Source organism: Mediterraneibacter faecis, assembly GCF_055383675.1.
The window spans coordinates 1,684,723-1,702,816 of sequence record NZ_AP043803.1 but is presented as its reverse complement, the minus strand read 5'-3'; the positions used below and the strand labels follow the sequence as shown (position 1 = coordinate 1,702,816).

Below are 18,094 nucleotides of genomic sequence, written 5' to 3'. Positions count from 1 at the left end.
TTTTTCAAATTAAAAGAAGAGAGCGAACCCAAGAATATTAAACGAATATTCTTCAGTTCGCTCTCTTCGCACATTGCGATATAGGTACTCCGACAAAATGATACATTTCTACGTTCTCAACATCTTCAACATCAGCTTGAAATTCATGTTAAAATTTGTTAGAATGATTTGCGAACTTACATTCTAAAGAGTTTTTAGAAAACCCTTGAAAACTAAGGAGAAATTGATGGAAAATATTGACATAGATAAGCTGACGCCCATGATGAAAATTTATTGCGAGACGAAAGAGCAGTACAAGGATTGCATCTTATTCTACCGCCTCGGCGATTTCTACGAAATGTTCTTTGATGATGCCTTGACTGCATCTCGAGAGCTTGAGATCACACTGACCGGGAAAAGCTGTGGTCTGGATGAACGTGCCCCGATGTGCGGAATCCCATACCATGCCGTGGAAGGATACTTGAACCGTCTTGTTGCGAAGGGATATAAAGTCGCAATCTGTGAACAGGTAGAAGACCCAAAGACTGCAAAGGGGATTGTAAAGCGTGAAGTTGTAAGAATTGTTACACCTGGAACGAATCTGGATACACAGGCATTAGATGAAACGAAGAATAATTACATCATGTGTATCGTCTATATTGCAGACCGTTATGGAGTTGCGATCGCAGATATTTCCACCGGGGATTATTTTGTCACAGAACTTCCGGACAGCAGTCGTCTTATGGATGAGATTTATAAATTCAGTCCGTCTGAGATCATCTGCAACGAAGCGTTCTATATGAGCGGTATGGATCTGGATGCGATGAGAGACAAGCTTGGGATCACGATTTATTCTCTCGATTCCTGGTATTTTGATGATGCTGTCTGCAAAGATAAGCTGCTTGAGCATTTCAAAGTAAAGAATTTTGCAGGGCTTGGACTTGCTGATTATGACTGTGGAATCATCAGTGCCGGAGCGCTGCTAATCTATTTATTTGAGACACAGAAAAATTCACTTTCCAACCTGACACATATTACACCATATATCACAGGAAAATATATGCTGATCGACAGTTCTACACGTCGAAATCTGGAGCTGTGCGAAACTTTACGTGAAAAGCAGAAGCGTGGTTCCCTTCTCTGGGTTCTTGACAAAACACGTACTGCAATGGGCGCACGTACGCTTCGCAAAAATGTAGAACAGCCTTTGATCGATAAATCCGAGATCAACCGCAGACTGGATGCAGTAGAAGAACTGAAAAATCAGGCCATTGCCCGTGAAGAGATCAGAGAATATTTATCTCCGGTCTATGATCTGGAGCGTCTAATCACGAAGATCACTTACGGTTCTGCGAATCCGCGAGACCTCACCGCATTCAAAGGTTCTCTGGAGATGCTGCCACCGATCCGCTATATTTTACAGGATCTGCAGGCACCGCTTTTAAAAGAGATTTATGAAGATCTGGATGCATTAGAAGATCTCTGCGAGCTCGTCACGAAAGCCATTCGTGAGGATCCGCCGCTTGCCATGAAAGAGGGAAATATTATCCGCGACGGTTATAACGAAGAAGTTGATAAGCTTCGCCGGGCGAAATCGGACGGAAAAGACTGGCTTGCAAAACTTGAGAATGATGAACGAGAAAAGACAGGCATTAAAAACCTGAAAATAAAATACAACAAAGTATTCGGCTATTATCTGGAAGTGACGAATTCTTACAAGGATCTTGTCCCGGATTATTATACAAGAAAACAGACACTTGCGAATGCTGAGCGTTATATCACACCGGAGCTTAAAGAACTTGAAGATATGATCCTTGGTGCGGAAGATAAACTGTATGCACTGGAATATGAGCTTTATAGTGAAGTCCGTGAAACGATTGCCGGACAGGTGGAGAGAATCCAGCAAACTGCCAAAGCAGTTGCCGCACTGGATGCTTTCAGTTCTCTCGCACTTGTTGCAGAGCGCAACAACTATGTCCGTCCGAAAATTAATGAAAAAGGAATCCTTGATATCAAAGAAGGCCGTCATCCGGTCGTTGAGCGAATGATTCCAAATGATATGTTTATTGCCAATGATACTTATCTGGATGATAAGAAACATAGAATTTCAATCATCACAGGTCCGAATATGGCAGGTAAATCAACTTACATGCGTCAGACTGCATTGATCGCACTGATGGCTCAGATCGGATCGTTTGTCCCGGCAGAGAGCGCGAACATCTGTCTTTCCGACCGTATTTTCACCAGAGTCGGAGCATCCGATGACCTTGCTTCCGGACAGAGTACATTCATGGTTGAGATGACCGAAGTTGCCAATATTTTAAGAAATGCAACCTCAAAAAGTCTTCTCATTCTTGATGAAATCGGACGCGGAACAAGTACATTTGACGGTCTGTCAATTGCCTGGGCTGTTGTAGAATACATCAGCGACAGCAAACTGTTGGGAGCAAAAACTTTATTTGCTACACATTATCATGAACTGACAGAACTCGAAGGAAAGATTGATAATGTCAACAACTATTGTATTGCTGTAAAAGAAAAGGGCGATGACATCGTATTCTTAAGAAAGATCGTAAAAGGCGGTGCTGACAAGAGTTATGGTATCCAGGTTGCAAAGCTTGCCGGCGTTCCGGATCTTGTCATTTCCCGTGCGAAGGAAATCGTAGAGGAACTCAGCGATGAGGATATCACAAACCGCGTCAGTGAGATCGCGGCCAAGGAACATACTGCAAAGAAAAAAAGTAAGGCAAAGAAGTATGACGAAGTCGATATGGCACAGATGTCTCTGTTTGACACTGTAAAAGATGATGACGTACTTGATGAATTGAAAAATATCGATGTCGGTAATCTGACACCGATCGATGCTTTAAATACAATCTACCGGTTACAGAATAAGCTGAAGAACCGTTGGTAAAAGGAAAGGCGGAAATATGCCACACATTCATGTATTAGACCAGATCACAATTGATAAGATTGCCGCAGGTGAAGTGATCGAGCGTCCTGCGTCAATTGTAAAGGAGCTTGTTGAAAATGCGATCGACGCAGGAGCAACTTCCGTCAAAATAGAGATCAAAGACGGCGGCATTTCCTTCATCCGTATTACAGATAACGGCTGTGGCATACCGCAGGATGAAGTACAGCGTGCATTTTTGCGGCATTCTACAAGCAAGATTGAGACAGTGGAAGACCTGTCTCATATTGCGTCTTTGGGATTCCGTGGAGAGGCTCTTTCAAGTATTGCAGCTGTCACTCGGACGGAACTGATCACAAAGACTGCCGATGCAGAGTTTGGTACCCGTTATGTCATTGAAGGCGGAAAAGAAGTATCCTTGGAAGATACCGGCGCGCCAAACGGAACAACCTTTCTTGTCCATCAGTTATTTTACAACGTTCCTGCGAGAAGAAAATTTTTGAAAACACCTATGACAGAGGCCGGACATGTGCAGGATCTATTAATGCATCTTGCCCTGTCTCATCCGGAAGTTGCTTTTCAGTTTTTGAATAACGGACAGGAAAAACTGCGTACGTCCGGAAACGGAAAACTGAAAGATGTGATCTACAATGTCTATGGTCGTGACGTAGCAGCTAACCTGATTGAAATCGATTATGAGAAAAATGGAATCCACATTACAGGTTTTCTCGGCAAGCCGATCATCACACGAGGAAATCGTAATTTTGAAAATTTCTTCGTAAACGGCCGTTATGTCAAAAGTGCAATGATCTCTAAATCCGTGGAAGATGCTTATCGTGATTTTGTGATGCAGCACAAGTTTCCATTTGCAGTTCTGCATTTTCATCTGAGTGGGGAAAATGTAGATATCAATGTGCATCCGACAAAGATGGAGCTTCGCTTCTCACGGCAGCAGGAGGTTTATAATACCGTCTTTGAAGCTGTACACAGAACCCTGCTGGAACCGGAACTGATCCAGAAAGCAGAGGTTCCTGATCCGGTGGAATCGAACGAAAACAAGGCAGAAAGACCGGAGCGAGTGAAAAAGACATTCACATCCGCTTCGACCAAAGATAAAGAGGATACCGGCAGTCCGTTTCTTCTTCGTCCGCGTAAGGAGAATGAAAAAGTAACAGCTGCGGAATTGATCAAAGAATCCAGGGAAACGGTTAAGGATGATGTTCAAGATGAGGATTATTTTATCCGTAAGATGAAAGAGCGCGTACTTTCTTACCATAATCGTTCTTCTTCCGCCGAAGTTGCAGACCGGAAAGAAATTTTCCGTGCAGATCAACAGAAAGACAAAATCGCTGAACATGTTAAATACGCCGTTGAAACAACAGATAGGACAGTTGCACCGGAAATTACGGCAGCAGTTCAGAAATCTGAACCGGCAGTTGAAACACAGACTGCTGCCACGAGTGCAGACACAACATCGGATCGTGATGCAATTGATGCAAAATCAGATCCAGGAACAGGCACTCAGATGGATCTCTTTGAAGAAAATTTCTTAAAAAGGGATGTCCGTGCAGAATATAAACTGATCGGTCAGGTCTTTGACACCTACTGGCTCGTAGAATTCAAAGATAACCTCTATATCATTGACCAGCATGCGGCTCATGAACGTGTCTTATATGAACGTACCTTACGTGAAATGAAAAGCAGAGAATTTACTTCTCAGTACTTAAGTCCTCCGATCATTTTAAGCTTATCCATGCAGGAAGCACAGCTTCTGAATGAAAATATGGACCGCTTTTCACGTATTGGGTTTGAGATTGAGCCTTTTGGTGGGGAAGAGTATGCCGTCCGAGCTGTACCTGACAATCTATTCAGCATTGCCAAGAAAGAGTTACTGATGGAAATGATCGATGATCTGACAGAAGGTCTTTCTACTTCTATGACACCGGAGCTGATCGATGAAAAGGTTGCATCCTTGTCCTGTAAGGCTGCTGTAAAGGGGAATAACCGCCTATCTACACAAGAAGTAGATAAACTGATCGGTGAGCTTTTGACACTGGACAATCCATATCACTGTCCACATGGGCGACCGACGATTATCGCCATGACAAAGCGTGATCTGGAAAAGAAATTTAAACGAATTGTATAACTGGAATCGAGGAAACACAAGATGGAACAGACAAATAAACGCCCACTGGTCATTCTGACCGGACCGACAGCTGTCGGGAAGACTGCTGCCTCCATCGGACTTGCCAAAACGATCGGCGGAGAGATCATTTCTGCTGACTCTATGCAGGTCTACAAGGAGATGGACATCGGCTCTGCCAAGATCCGTCCGGAAGAGATGGACGGTGTGCCGCATCATCTGGTAGATGTTCTTGATCCGTCTGAGGATTTTAACGTTGTTCTCTTTCAGCAGATGGCAAAAGAAGCAATGGAAGGAATCTATCAGCGGGGACATATTCCGATCGTTGTCGGCGGAACAGGATTCTATATTCAGGCATTACTTTACGACATTGATTTCACAGAAAATAATGCCGATACTGCTTATCGGGAAGAATTAGAAGCACTTGCCAAAACCCAGGGTGCAGAATATCTTCATGAAATGCTTGAAAAAGTAGACCCGGAATCTGCGGAACAAATTCATTTTCATAATGTAAAACGTGTGATCCGTGCGCTGGAATATTATCAGCAGACCGGACAGAAGATTTCCGAGCACAATGAGGCGGAGCGTGAGAAAGAATCTGCTTATAACTCCGCATATTTTGTGCTGACAGATGATCGTAAGATTCTCTATGACCGGATTGATAAACGTGTCGATCTGATGATGCAGGAAGGACTTCTTGAAGAAGTCAATGCATTAAGATTGCGCGGACTTAAAAGAGAAAGTGTTGCGATGCAGGGACTTGGATACAAAGAACTGTTTGGCTATTTTGAAGGAGAGTATCCTTTGGAAGAAGCTGTACGCATTATTAAGAGAGACACAAGACATTTTGCCAAGCGACAGCTGACCTGGTTTAGAAGAGAAAGAGATGTCATCTGGCTTGATAAAAGTGAGATTGAAAGAGAAGATAAACAACTGATCCAACAGATGCTCACTGTTTTAAAGGAAAAAGAAATTACTCATTAGGATATCAGGCTGCATTTAGATAAAATGCAGCTTTGCCATGTAAATCAAACGATAAAAAACTTAAAAAGAAAGAAGAAGAAAAATGAATACACCAACTACAAAAACAATTTACGAACAGCTAGGAATCAGCAAAGAAGTTTGGGCGTTCGGACAGAAGACAGAAGAGAAACTAAAAGAACGTTTTGAAGAATTTGACAGAAACGCTGAATACAATCAGTTAAAAGTAATTCATGCCATGCAGGAGAACCGCGTAAGTGAAGGATGCTTTAACTATGTAAGCGGATATGGATACAATGATCAGGGAAGAGATACTTTAGAGGATGTCTATGCCTCTGTTTTTCATACAGAAGCTGCACTCGTACGTCCACAGATCACTTGCGGAACACATGCGCTTGCACTTGCGCTTGCAGCGAATCTTCGTCCTGGAGACACTTTATTATCTCCGGTTGGAAAACCATATGATACACTTGAAGAAGTAATCGGAATCCGTCCATCTAACGGCTCTCTTGCAGAATATGGAATCTCCTATAAACAGGTAGAACTTCTGGAAGATGGATATTTCGACTATCCAGCGATTGAAAAAGCTCTGGAAGATAAAACAATCAAACTGGCAACGATCCAGCGTTCCAAAGGATATCAGACACGCCCAAGTTACTCCGTAGAAAAAATCGGCGAACTGATTACATTTATCAAAGAGCGTCGCCCGGATGTTATCTGTATGGTAGATAACTGTTACGGTGAATTCGTTGAGCGAATCGAGCCAAGTGATGTCGGTGCAGACATGATCGTCGGTTCTCTGATCAAGAACCCGGGTGGCGGACTTGCTCCGATCGGCGGATATGTTGCCGGAAGAGCCGATCTGATCGAAAACTGCGCTTACCGTCTGACTTCTCCGGGACTCGGGAAAGAAGTCGGTGCTACACTTGGTGTTACGCAGTCCTTCTATCAGGGATTCTTCCTTGCACCAACTGTTGTATGCGGTGCTTTAAAAGGTGCTACTTTTGCAGCAAATATCTACGAAGCTTTAGGATATCCGGTGATCCCGAACGGTTCTGAATCCCGTCATGATATCATCCAGGCGGTTACACTTGGATCAGCAGAAGGTGTTATTGCATTCTGTAAGGGAATTCAGGCAGCTGCTCCGGTAGACAGTTATGTAAGCCCGGAACCATGGGCAATGCCGGGATATGACAGTGATGTGATCATGGCAGCTGGTGCTTTCGTTCAGGGTTCCTCGATTGAACTGAGTGCTGATGGACCGGTAAAACCACCGTATGCTGTTTATTTCCAGGGTGGACTTACATGGTATCATGCAAAGCTTGGTATTCTCAAATCACTGCAGAGCGTTATTGATGCAGGCGTTCTTTCTATCGAGCGTGTGAGAGAACTTCTGTAAAACAATTTTTCGAGAGAATTCTATCGAAAATTCAGTTGAGTTGAATCAATTGTTATGTTAAAATTCAGACAGATGTAATCTGCTAAGAAAGTAAGAGGATATGAATTTTAATGAACACAATTGCAATTATAGGTGGCGGTGCATCAGGAATGATGGCCGCCATTTTCGCTGCCAGAAAAGGAGCGAAAGTTCTCCTTCTGGAGCAAAACGATAGATTGGGTAAGAAAATATTAGTGACTGGAAATGGCCGGTGTAATTATACGAATACTTATCAAGACGCTTCCTGTTATCGTTCGGAGCAGCCTGACTTTATCACGCAGGTACTGGATCAATTTCCGGCGGAAAAAGTCATTGCTTTTTTCCGAGAACTCGGAATCTATCCAAAAGACAGAAATGGATATCTGTATCCATTCTCCGATCAGGCAAGCGCAGTCCGTGATGTATTAGAACAGGAAGTATACCGTCTTGGAGTTGATGTACGTACAGGAATCTCCTGTACTGGAATACAGAAAACAAATGAACGATTTTCCTTGCAGACATCACACGGTTCTTTAACCGTAGATCAAGTGATTCTCTGCAATGGTTCAAAAGCTGCACCTTCCACCGGTTCTGACGGTTCCGGATACGCTTTAGCCAAACAGCTTGGGCATCAGATAATTCCTGTACTTCCTGCTCTTTGTGCTTTACATTGTACCGGAAAGCATTTCCGCGCAATTGCCGGAGTACGTGCACAGGGAAAAGTTTCGTTGTTTGTTGACGGTGAATTAACTGCTGCTGATACCGGTGAACTCCAATTGACCGCCTACGGAATCTCCGGAATTCCGGTATTCCAGATCAGCCGTTATGCATCGAAAGCATTATATGAGCAGAAGGAAGTTGTTGCCATGCTGGATTTTCTTCCAGAATATTCTGTTGATGAAGTAAAAATTCTTCTGAAAGAACGTGCCAACCGCCAGCCGGAAAAGACAGCAGAACAGTTCTTTACCGGCCTGTTTCATGAAAAATTGGCCGCTGTATGGCTGAAATTTACCAAGATCAAGAAAGAGAAGCTATGCAGCGACTTCACAGATGCAGATATTCAGAGGCTGTCATGGATGATCAAGGAATTCAAATCACCTGTAATTAAGACAAATTCTTATGAACAGGCACAGATCTGCTGTGGCGGTGTTGATACGACACAGATTAATCCGGAAACGATGGAATCCAGACTTGTTCCAGGGCTTTATTTTGCCGGAGAACTGATCGATGTAGATGCAATCTGTGGTGGGTATAACCTCACCTGGGCGTGGGCAAGCGGTTATGTTGCCGGACAGTCTGCCGCATCTGCATAATTGCCTGCTGCTAACTTGTAACCAATATCCGGATGATATATTTTAATATTAGATTTCCTGAAAGAAAGGATAGATAAATGATACGAATTAATCAGCTGAAACTGCAGATTCCACACACGGAAGAAGCTCTTGAAAAGAAGATACAAAAGACACTTCATCTAAAGAAAGGGGACTCTTTTACTTATCGGATTCACCGTCAGTCATTAGACGCACGCAGAAAACCGGAGTTGTTCTATGTGTATACGGTTGATGTCACTGTTTCCAATGAGAATGCTGTTTTAAAGCATTGTAAAGGAAACATCCAGAAAGTAGAAGAGAAGCATTACCAGATTCCATCTCACGGAACAGAGATTCTGAATGCCCGTCCGGTTGTCATCGGCAGCGGTCCTGCCGGACTATTCTGCGCTTATCTGCTCGCACTGGAAGGATACCGTCCTTTGGTTCTTGAACGTGGTGCCTGTGTAGAAGAACGTAAGAAGGATGTGGATCGTTTCTGGGAGACCGGTGTGCTTGACACTTCTTCCAATGTCCAGTTCGGTGAAGGCGGCGCTGGTACATTTTCAGATGGAAAGTTAAATACACTTGTAAAAGATAAGACAGGACGTAACCGTTTCGTTCTTGAGACTTTCGTAAAATTCGGAGCGGACAAAGATATTTTATATGCAAATAAGCCGCATATCGGTACAGATGTTCTGATTGATGTTGTAAGCCAGATGCGTCAGGAGATCATTTCGCTTGGCGGTGAATTCTGTTTTCATACACAGGTCACAGATGTTGATCTAACATCAAAAACGTTGAAAATTGTTCACCTCTCAGAGGATTCTACAGAAGAAATATCTGCCGGAGCAGCCGTATTTGCGATCGGTCACAGCGCCCGTGATACATTTGACATGCTTTACAGGCATCAGATTCCGATGCGCGCAAAATCATTTGCCGTCGGAGTCCGTATCGAACACCCACAAACATTGATCGATCATTCTCAATATGGAAGAGATCGGGGAAATGATCTTCCGGCAGCAGCATATAAACTGACCGAGAACTTGGACAATGGAAGAGGAGTCTATACTTTCTGTATGTGCCCGGGCGGATATGTTGTAAATGCTTCTTCTGAAGAGCATCGTCTTGCAGTCAATGGAATGAGCTATCACGACCGTGCCGGAGAAAATGCAAACAGTGCTGTAATCGTCACAGTTACTCCGGACGACTTTGCTTCTGACCATCCGCTTGCCGGAATTTCTTTCCAGCGCAGCTTAGAAGAAAAAGCTTATCAGGCAGGACAGGGAAAAGTTCCTGTCCAACGTTTTGGCGACTTTAAAAAAGATCAGATCACAACTTCTTATGGTAAGGTTCATTCTTGCATGAAAGGGGCTTCTGTCTTTGGGGATGTACGCGGTATCTTTCCGGAAGAAATCGCACAGTCGCTTGAGGATGGAATCACAGCAATGGATCATAAGATTCATGGATTTGCAGATAATGATGCATTATTATCCGGTGTGGAGAGCCGAACTTCTTCCCCTGTAAGAATTGAAAGGGATGAGAACTTTGTCTGTGCTTCCTGTGACTGGATCTATCCATGTGGTGAAGGAGCCGGATATGCCGGTGGAATCACTTCCGCAGCGATGGACGGAATGAAGGTCGCCGAGGCAATCATTCAAAAATATAAATCTTAATCATTTATGAAATTTGTGGTTTTTTGGTATCTTCTCTATACACTTTTTTGAAACTGTGCTAAAATGAATCGTTGTATTATGTCATCGCAGTGATATGATTAACATGGAAAATAGAAATACAGAAACAATCAAAATGATGTATCTTGAAGACCGTCCTTATGAAAAATGTGAGCAGTACGGTGCAGAATATCTGACAGATGTGGAACTTTTAGCTGTTTTACTTCGTACCGGAACGAAAGGGGAGAATTCGCTTCGGCTTGCCCAGAAGATTCTGCATCCACCATTTGGCTCTGAAGGACTTCTCAGCATCCCACAGTGGTCTATGGAACAACTGCTGAAGATCAAAGGAATCGGAAAGGTAAAATCCATCCAGATTCTTTGTCTGGCAGAACTTGCAAGACGTATGGCGAAAGCAGAAGCCTCACTGGGATTGGATTTTTCCTCTCCGGACAGTATTGCACGTTATTATATGGAAGATCTTCGGCATAAGAAACGGGAAGTAATGAAGCTTTTGCTTCTGAATACCAGATCCAGGCTGATCAGTGAGATGGATGTTTCAACAGGAACCATAAATTCCGCACTTGTTTCTCCACGAGAACTGTTTGTGGAAGCTTTGCAGAAGAATGCCGTATCCATTATTCTTTTGCATAATCATCCGAGTGGAGATCCGACACCAAGCAAAGATGATCTTCTGACAACCCGGCGCATCCGTGAAGCAGGGGTTTTGATCGGTATAGAACTTCTCGATCACATCATTATTGGAGATAATTGTTATTTCAGTTTAAGGGAGAAAGGATTCTTTTCTCAAGAATCTGCAAATAGATAAGGGGATGGAGTGTATTTATGGCCAGGAATGTATATGGGTTAGATCTTGGAACTTATGATATCAAGATTTTTGATAAGAAAAAAGACCGCATATGGCATGCCAAGAATGTAATTGCCATGAAAGATAAAAAATATATTTTTTCTGTCGGAGACGATGCTTATGAGATGTATGAAAAGGCTCCGGGAAATATACAGATCATATTTCCGATGAAGAATGGTGTCATTGCCCGTTTTGATGACATGCAATATCTTCTCGGAGATCTTTTGAAGGAAGAGCGTCCGTTTATCCGTGGGGCAGAATATGTGATCGCTGTTCCTACAGATGTCACAGAAGTAGAAAAGAAGGCTTTCTATGATCTTGTGCTTCATTCTGAAGCGAAAGCAAAATCAGTAAGAATTGTAGAGCGCGGTCTTGCAGACGGACTTGGACTTGGGATTGATGTTCTAGAAGAACCAGGAGCTTTTATTGCCAATTTAGGTGGAGGAACAACAGAACTTTCCGTTCTTTCCTACGGTGGTATTGTTATGAACCGTCTGCTTAAGATCGGTGGCGAACAGCTGGATAGTGCGATCGCCAATCTTGTCCGTCATTCTAAAGATTTTATAATTGGCCGTCCGACTGCCGAACGGCTGCGGAAAGAATTTGGAGTTTTTGACCAGTCCACCGGAAGCTCTCTTACTGTATACGGCAGAGATATGATGCGCGGCGGTCCGTCGCACATTGACATTCCAATCAGTCTTGTACGGGCAGCGATCAAAGAACCTTTGAGAGAATGTGTACAGGCCATTCATTCCATGCTCGACCGTACGCCTCCCGATGTCCGGAGAAATATTAATAAAAACGGGATTTATATTACTGGAGGACTTGCTAATCTGCGAGGGATTTCTACTTATCTGGAAGAAAGTATCGGTCTGCCGGTTCACATGAAAACAGACCCTGAACTCTGTGCCGTCAAAGGTCTGCAGAGGATCATACTGAATAAGACCTTGTATAGAAAATTAAGTTACTCTATGTTAGACGAAGATTATAGGTGGTTAAGATAATATGAAAAAAAAGAAGAATCAGACTTCTGTTATGAACAGATATTTACTTATAGGACTTTCTGTTTTCTGCATTTTTATGATGCTGTTATCTTCCTTTTCAGACAAAGTAGGAGGTCCATTTAAAGTTGTTGCAAATGTAACCGTTATCCCTCTTCAGCAGGGAATCAATCAGATTGGTGGCTGGATGGGAGATATGAAAGACAATTTCCAAACTCTGAAACAGGTACGCGCAGAAAATACAAAGCTTCAGAAACAGGTTGACTCTCTGATTACAGAAAATAACAATCTGCAGCAAGAACGTTATGAGCTTCAGAGACTGCAGGAATTATATCAGTTGGACAAGAACTATGCGGATTACAAAAAAACTGCTGCGCATGTAATCGGGAAAGATTCCGGAAACTGGTTCAGTACATTTACCATTGACAAAGGAAGTAAAGACGGTATTGCCACAGATATGAACGTAATGGCCGGAAGCGGTCTTGTCGGCATTGTCACAGAAGTTGGTCCGACCTGGGCAAAAGTCCGTTCTATTATCGATGATTCAAGTAATGTAAGTGCAATGGTACTTTCTACTTCTGACCGTTGTATCGTAAGTGGAGATCTGTCACTTATGAGTGATAACCAGATTCGTTTTGGTCAGATGGAAAACAATGATAATACGGTTTCCGTCGGAGACCAGATCGTCACTTCTTATATTAGTGATAAATACCTACAGGGAATCCTGATCGGATATGTCAGTGAAGTAACGGTCGACTCTAACAATCTGACTCGTTCCGGATATATTACACCGGCTGTAGATTTTAAAAATCTTCAGGAAGTTCTTGTTATCACAACAACGAAAGCGGATTTGGTTGGATCCAATCAGAGCGAATAGGAGTGAATACTCATGAAATTAATGAAATTTAAAAGAGTTGCTGTAACTGTACTGATCGTACTAGCAGCATATCTGCTCCAGTGTACCTTATTCAATCATCTGGAACTTGCCGGAATTAAACCTAACCTGATTCTGATTGTCACAGCATCCTTTGGTTTTATGCGTGGGCAGAAAGAAGGAATGCTGGTCGGTTTCTTTGCCGGCCTTATCACAGATATTCAGTTTGGTACAATTTTGGGATTTTATGCATTACTTTACCTGGTAATCGGTTTTGTAAACGGATTATTTGAACAGCTTTATTTTGATGAAGATATCAAGCTGCCGTTATTTTTGATTTCTGTCAGCGAATTTCTCTACGGTATCATCATTTATTTGCTCATGTTCATGTTGCGAAGTGATTTTAACTTTTTATATTATCTCAACCGCATCATCGTTCCTGAACTGATTTACACAATCGTGATCACACTGGGATTATACCCACTGATTTTATTTATTAACCACAAACTTGAAGCAGAAGAAAAAAGGAGTGCAAGTAAATTTGTTTAGAAATATTTTAGACCGTCTGAAAGAAGCCGGAGCTTACCTGATGCAGTCAAGACTCGTTACTTTGATCATTATATTTTGTGTCAGTTCTTCCATCCTGATCGGAAGATTATTCTATCTTCAGATCGTAAAAGGGTCTGATTATCTTGAAAACTACGAATATTCTATCCGCCGGACGACATCCGTTGCAGCAACACGCGGAAATATTTATGACCGTAATGGAAATCTACTGGCTTATAACCAGCTGGCTTATTCCGTGACAATTAATCTGTCAACCGTTGAAAACTCCATCACAACAGATAAACGTTCTGAAAAAAATGCGGCATTAAATAAAATTCTGGATCAGGTTCTTTCTATCGTAGAATCAAATGGAGATTCTGTTGTTTCAAGTTTTGGTATCATCCTGGATTCCTCCGGAACCTATCAGTTTACACAGTCAAGCGATACCCAAAAGCTCCGTTTTATTGCAGATGTCTATGGAAAAAGAACAATAGATGAGCTTACAGAAAAGCAACAGAACCAAAGTGCAGCAGATATCATTCATTATCTTTGTACCGATGAAAAATATGGATATGGCCTTGATGACAGCACATTAGAGCCTGCTTATATTTTAAAGATCATCAACATGCGTTATGCAATGGCATTAAATGCATATCAGCAGTATATTGATACCGTTCTTGCATCCGATGTAAGTGACGAAACAGCAGCAGCAATTATGGAGAATAAGGACGTTCTTACCGGTGTTGACATTTCAGAAGATTCTATCCGAAAATATACCGATGGAATGTATTTTGCATCTATTATCGGATATACCGGACAGATTTCCCAGGATGAATACGATGCGCTGGACAAGGATGAAAAGAAAAAGTACTCTCTGTCTGATATTGTAGGAAAGGCCGGCATTGAACAAAGCATGGACAATGTCCTTCAGGGCACAAAAGGTGAAAAAACCGTGTATGTAGATAACCTCGGACGTGTAACTGATACTGTCAGCCGGAAAGATCCTGAAGCCGGAAATGATGTATATCTGACGATTGATAAAAATCTTCAGGAAAGTACTTATAAACTTCTGGAAGAGAAGATTGCCGGAATTGTTTTATCCAAACTACAGAATGTTCTGGAATACGATACATCCAGTGTAGATGACTCTAAGAATCTGATCATCCCGGTCAGTGATGCATATTATAATCTGATTGGAAATTCCGTCATCGATTCCGGACACTTTTCAAGCAGTGATGCAAAAACTGCCGAGCAGCAGGTTTATTCCATTTTTCAGGAAAAGAAGACGGCGACGATTTCCGAGCTCGAATCAGAACTTCAGAACTCACAGGCCAGCGCATATACAGATCTTTCCAATGAAATGAAAGCATATATGGATTACATCTGTGATACCCTGCTGACAAAGGATACAGGCATCCTTATGTCAGATCAGATTGATAAGAATGATGCTACTTATATTGCATGGGCAAAAGATGAAACGATCAATTTATATACTTACCTGAATTATGCGATTTCTAAAAACTGGATTGATACTTCCAAGCTTGGAAGCAGTTCTTATTCCAGTTCAGAAGAGATTTATCAGGAGATTTTAAAATATTTAAAAGAATATTTGGCAGATGACAGTAATTTCGACAAACTTCTCTACAAATATCTTATAAAATCAGGTAGTGTTACTGGTGAACAAGTTTGTGCTATCGTATATGAACAGGGTGTTCTTCCTATGGATGACTCGGCATATAACGGATTACTCAACGGAGGAACAGATGCTTTTTCCTGGATCAAGAGCAAGCTGGAAAGCCTTGAACTTACACCTGGTGAACTGGCACTTGAGCCATGTTCTGCCGGTGCAGTTGTAACAAATCCAAATACCGGAGAAGTTTTGGCATGTGTTTCTTATCCTGGATATGACAATAATCGTCTCTCAAACGTAATGGATCGTTCTTATTATGTGAAGTTGAGCATGGGTATGTCACGTACCTTCTACAACAGAGCGACTCAGGAGAAGACAGCACCAGGTTCTACTTATAAAATGCTTTCTTCTGTAGCCGGTCTGACAGAAGGGGTAATTAATGGAAACTCCTATATCAGTTGTTCAGGTGTATTTGATAAGATCACACCAAGTCCAAAATGCTGGATTTATCCAAGTGCTCATGGAAGTCTGAATGTAGTAGGTGCACTGCAGCATTCCTGTAATGATTTCTTCTATGAAGTTGGTTATCGTCTTGGACAAGACTCGAATGGTAACTATGACAGTGATACCGGTCTTGAAAAACTGGCAAAATATGCAAAAATGTTTGGATTTGACCAGACATCAGGAATCGAAATTCCTGAATCACAACCTCAGATTTCTGATTCTGACTCTGTTCGATCTGCCATTGGACAGGGTACCAACAACTATACTGTCAGCCAGATCAACCGTTATGTGACAGCTGTTGCGAACAGAGGAACTGTTTACAGTCTTTCTCTCATTGATAAAACAACTGATTCGAATGGAAAGCTGATCAAAGATTATACTCCGGAAGTTGTAAATCAGATGGATGAGATCAGCTCAAGTACATGGGATCTGGTACACAATGGAATGGAAAGCATGGTAAAAAGCAGCTCCACATTTGCCGGAATGGATATTTCCATGGGAGGAAAAACCGGAACTGCCCAGTATAGTAAGATACATGCAGATAATGTTCTGTTTGTCGGTTATGCGCCGACAGATTCACCTGAAATTTCAATTGCTGTCCGCATTGCAAATGGATATGCATCTACCTATGCAGCTGAAATTGGAAGAGATATCACAAAAGTGTACTTCAATCCAGAATCTGCCGATGAACTGCTTCAAGGATATGCTTCTTCTTTAGGAACTGCAGGAGCCGGTGATTAATTAAGATAACGAAAGGGGATGGGATCATGAGTGAACTGGTAACAATAAAAAGCAGTCATTCCGGTATAGAGCTGCGGCTTAATGCCGAACTCCCATTCCCGGATCTTTTGAAAGCTGTAGAAGAGAAATTCCGACAATCTGCTGATTTTTTCAAGAATGCAAAGATGGCAGTTTCATTTAGCGGAAGGACACTTTCCATCAGCGAAGAGGAGCAGTTAATACAGGTTATTACGCAGACGACAAACCTTGAGATTATCTGTATCATTGATCATGATGAACGCAAGGAACTGATCTACAAAAGAGCGGTAACGCAGTGTTTATCTGAACGTGAAAAATCAGATGGACAATTCTATCGCGGAACATTAAAGCGAAGACAGCTTCTTGAATCCGAATCCAGCATTGTGATCTTAGGAGATGTTGAATTCGGAGCTAAAGTAGTTGCAAAAGGAAATATTATCATTCTCGGTACTCTCTATGGATCTGTTCATGCGGGAGCTGCCGGTGACAGGAATGCTTTTATCATTGCTCTCTCCATGCAGCCGCAGCGACTTGTAATCGGAGATATTGAAGCAAAACGTCAACTGATCTATCAGGACAGCCTTTCCATCAACGGACCGCAAATTGCAGTTGTTGACGGAAAAAGAATTTACCTTGATCCACTGATAGAATAAATCTTTGGAAAGACATAAGCATGGGAAATAGGAGGAATATTCAACATGGGTGAAGTAATCGTCATTACATCGGGAAAGGGCGGTGTTGGAAAAACAACAACAACAGCGAATATTGGAATTGGTCTGTCTTCAGCAGGAAAAAAAGTTCTTGTAATTGATACAGATCTCGGACTTCGAAATCTGGATGTTGTTCTTGGACTTGAAAATCGCATTGTCTACAATCTTGTTGACGTCATTGAAAGCAAATGTCGTCTGAAACAGGCAGTGATCAAAGATACGCGATTTGAAAATCTGTACCTGCTCCCATCTGCCCAGACAAAAGATAAGACAAGCGTATCACCGGAACAGATGAAAAAACTGATTGACGAACTAAAAGATGATTATGACTTCATTCTTTTAGATTGTCCGGCAGGAATTGAACAGGGCTTTAAAAATGCAATTGCAGGCGCACAGCGTTCCATTGTTGTTACAACACCTGAAGTTTCCTCAATTCGTGATGCTGACAGAATTATTGGATTACTTGAAGCTTCCGGAATCCGGAAAAATGAACTTCTGATCAATCGTCTGCGCGTTGACATGGTTCGCAGAGGTGATATGATGTCTGTAGAAGATGTCACAGAGATTCTAGCGATTGATCTGCTTGGAGTCATCCCTGATGATGAGTCTGTTGTTGTTGCAACCAATCAGGGAGAACCGGTAGTCGGCGAAGATTCCTTAGCTGGAAAATGTTACCAGAATATCTGTAGACGTCTGTTAGGAGAAGAAGTCCCGATTTCCGATTTTAATCATAAACCCGGACTTCGCAGTAAACTCTCCAGTCTTTTTCATAAGAACTAGGAGGTCACATT

The 18,094-nt window shown here is 42.2% G+C and carries 13 protein-coding genes; all 13 read left to right on the top strand.

Features of this window, described 5'->3' with window-relative positions; genetic code table 11:
- Positions 1-226 precede the first annotated feature (226 nt).
- A complete protein-coding gene (mutS, locus tag ACZ47Z_RS08040) occupies positions 227-2,893 on the top strand; it encodes a DNA mismatch repair protein MutS (RefSeq protein ID WP_015529249.1) in 2,667 nt (888 codons plus the stop codon).
- A gap of 16 nt (positions 2,894-2,909) precedes the next feature.
- Positions 2,910-5,036 carry a DNA mismatch repair endonuclease MutL gene (gene mutL, locus ACZ47Z_RS08035; RefSeq protein WP_270347172.1) on the top strand — a complete coding sequence of 709 codons (2,127 nt, stop codon included), beginning with the start codon at positions 2,910-2,912 and terminating at the stop codon, positions 5,034-5,036.
- A gap of 21 nt (positions 5,037-5,057) precedes the next feature.
- On the top strand, positions 5,058-6,017 hold the full coding sequence (miaA, locus tag ACZ47Z_RS08030) for a tRNA (adenosine(37)-N6)-dimethylallyltransferase MiaA (protein WP_270347173.1): 960 nt from the start codon (positions 5,058-5,060) through the stop codon (positions 6,015-6,017).
- 82 nt (positions 6,018-6,099) lie between these two features.
- Positions 6,100-7,413, top strand: a complete 1,314-nt coding sequence (locus tag ACZ47Z_RS08025) for a methionine gamma-lyase family protein (RefSeq protein ID WP_054751216.1) — start codon at positions 6,100-6,102, stop codon at positions 7,411-7,413.
- A 110-nt stretch (positions 7,414-7,523) separates the two neighbouring features.
- Complete coding sequence (locus ACZ47Z_RS08020) at positions 7,524-8,744, top strand: BaiN/RdsA family NAD(P)/FAD-dependent oxidoreductase (protein WP_054751215.1); 1,221 nt, start codon at positions 7,524-7,526, stop codon at positions 8,742-8,744.
- 77 nt (positions 8,745-8,821) lie between these two features.
- Positions 8,822-10,414, top strand: a complete 1,593-nt coding sequence (locus ACZ47Z_RS08015; RefSeq protein ID WP_270347175.1) for an NAD(P)/FAD-dependent oxidoreductase — start codon at positions 8,822-8,824, stop codon at positions 10,412-10,414.
- Between the two features lie 103 nt (positions 10,415-10,517).
- Positions 10,518-11,240, top strand: coding sequence for a RadC family protein (gene radC / locus ACZ47Z_RS08010; RefSeq protein ID WP_270347176.1), 723 nt, complete (start codon positions 10,518-10,520; stop codon positions 11,238-11,240).
- 17 nt (positions 11,241-11,257) lie between these two features.
- A complete protein-coding gene (locus ACZ47Z_RS08005; protein WP_464525430.1) occupies positions 11,258-12,283 on the top strand; it encodes a rod shape-determining protein in 1,026 nt (341 codons plus the stop codon).
- Between the two features lies 1 nt (position 12,284).
- Positions 12,285-13,157, top strand: coding sequence for a rod shape-determining protein MreC (gene mreC, locus ACZ47Z_RS08000; RefSeq protein WP_015529241.1), 873 nt, complete (start codon positions 12,285-12,287; stop codon positions 13,155-13,157).
- A 12-nt stretch (positions 13,158-13,169) separates the two neighbouring features.
- Positions 13,170-13,703, top strand: coding sequence for a rod shape-determining protein MreD (mreD, locus tag ACZ47Z_RS07995; RefSeq protein WP_015529240.1), 534 nt, complete (start codon positions 13,170-13,172; stop codon positions 13,701-13,703).
- A 40-nt stretch (positions 13,704-13,743) separates the two neighbouring features.
- Complete coding sequence (locus ACZ47Z_RS07990) at positions 13,744-16,575, top strand: penicillin-binding transpeptidase domain-containing protein (protein ID WP_270841016.1); 2,832 nt, start codon at positions 13,744-13,746, stop codon at positions 16,573-16,575.
- 26 nt (positions 16,576-16,601) lie between these two features.
- Positions 16,602-17,246 (top strand): septum site-determining protein MinC, encoded by a 645-nt coding sequence (locus ACZ47Z_RS07985; RefSeq protein WP_054751212.1) that lies wholly within the window; start codon positions 16,602-16,604, stop codon positions 17,244-17,246.
- A 45-nt stretch (positions 17,247-17,291) separates the two neighbouring features.
- Positions 17,292-18,083 carry a septum site-determining protein MinD gene (minD, locus tag ACZ47Z_RS07980; RefSeq protein ID WP_015529238.1) on the top strand — a complete coding sequence of 264 codons (792 nt, stop codon included), beginning with the start codon at positions 17,292-17,294 and terminating at the stop codon, positions 18,081-18,083.
- Positions 18,084-18,094 lie beyond the last annotated feature (11 nt).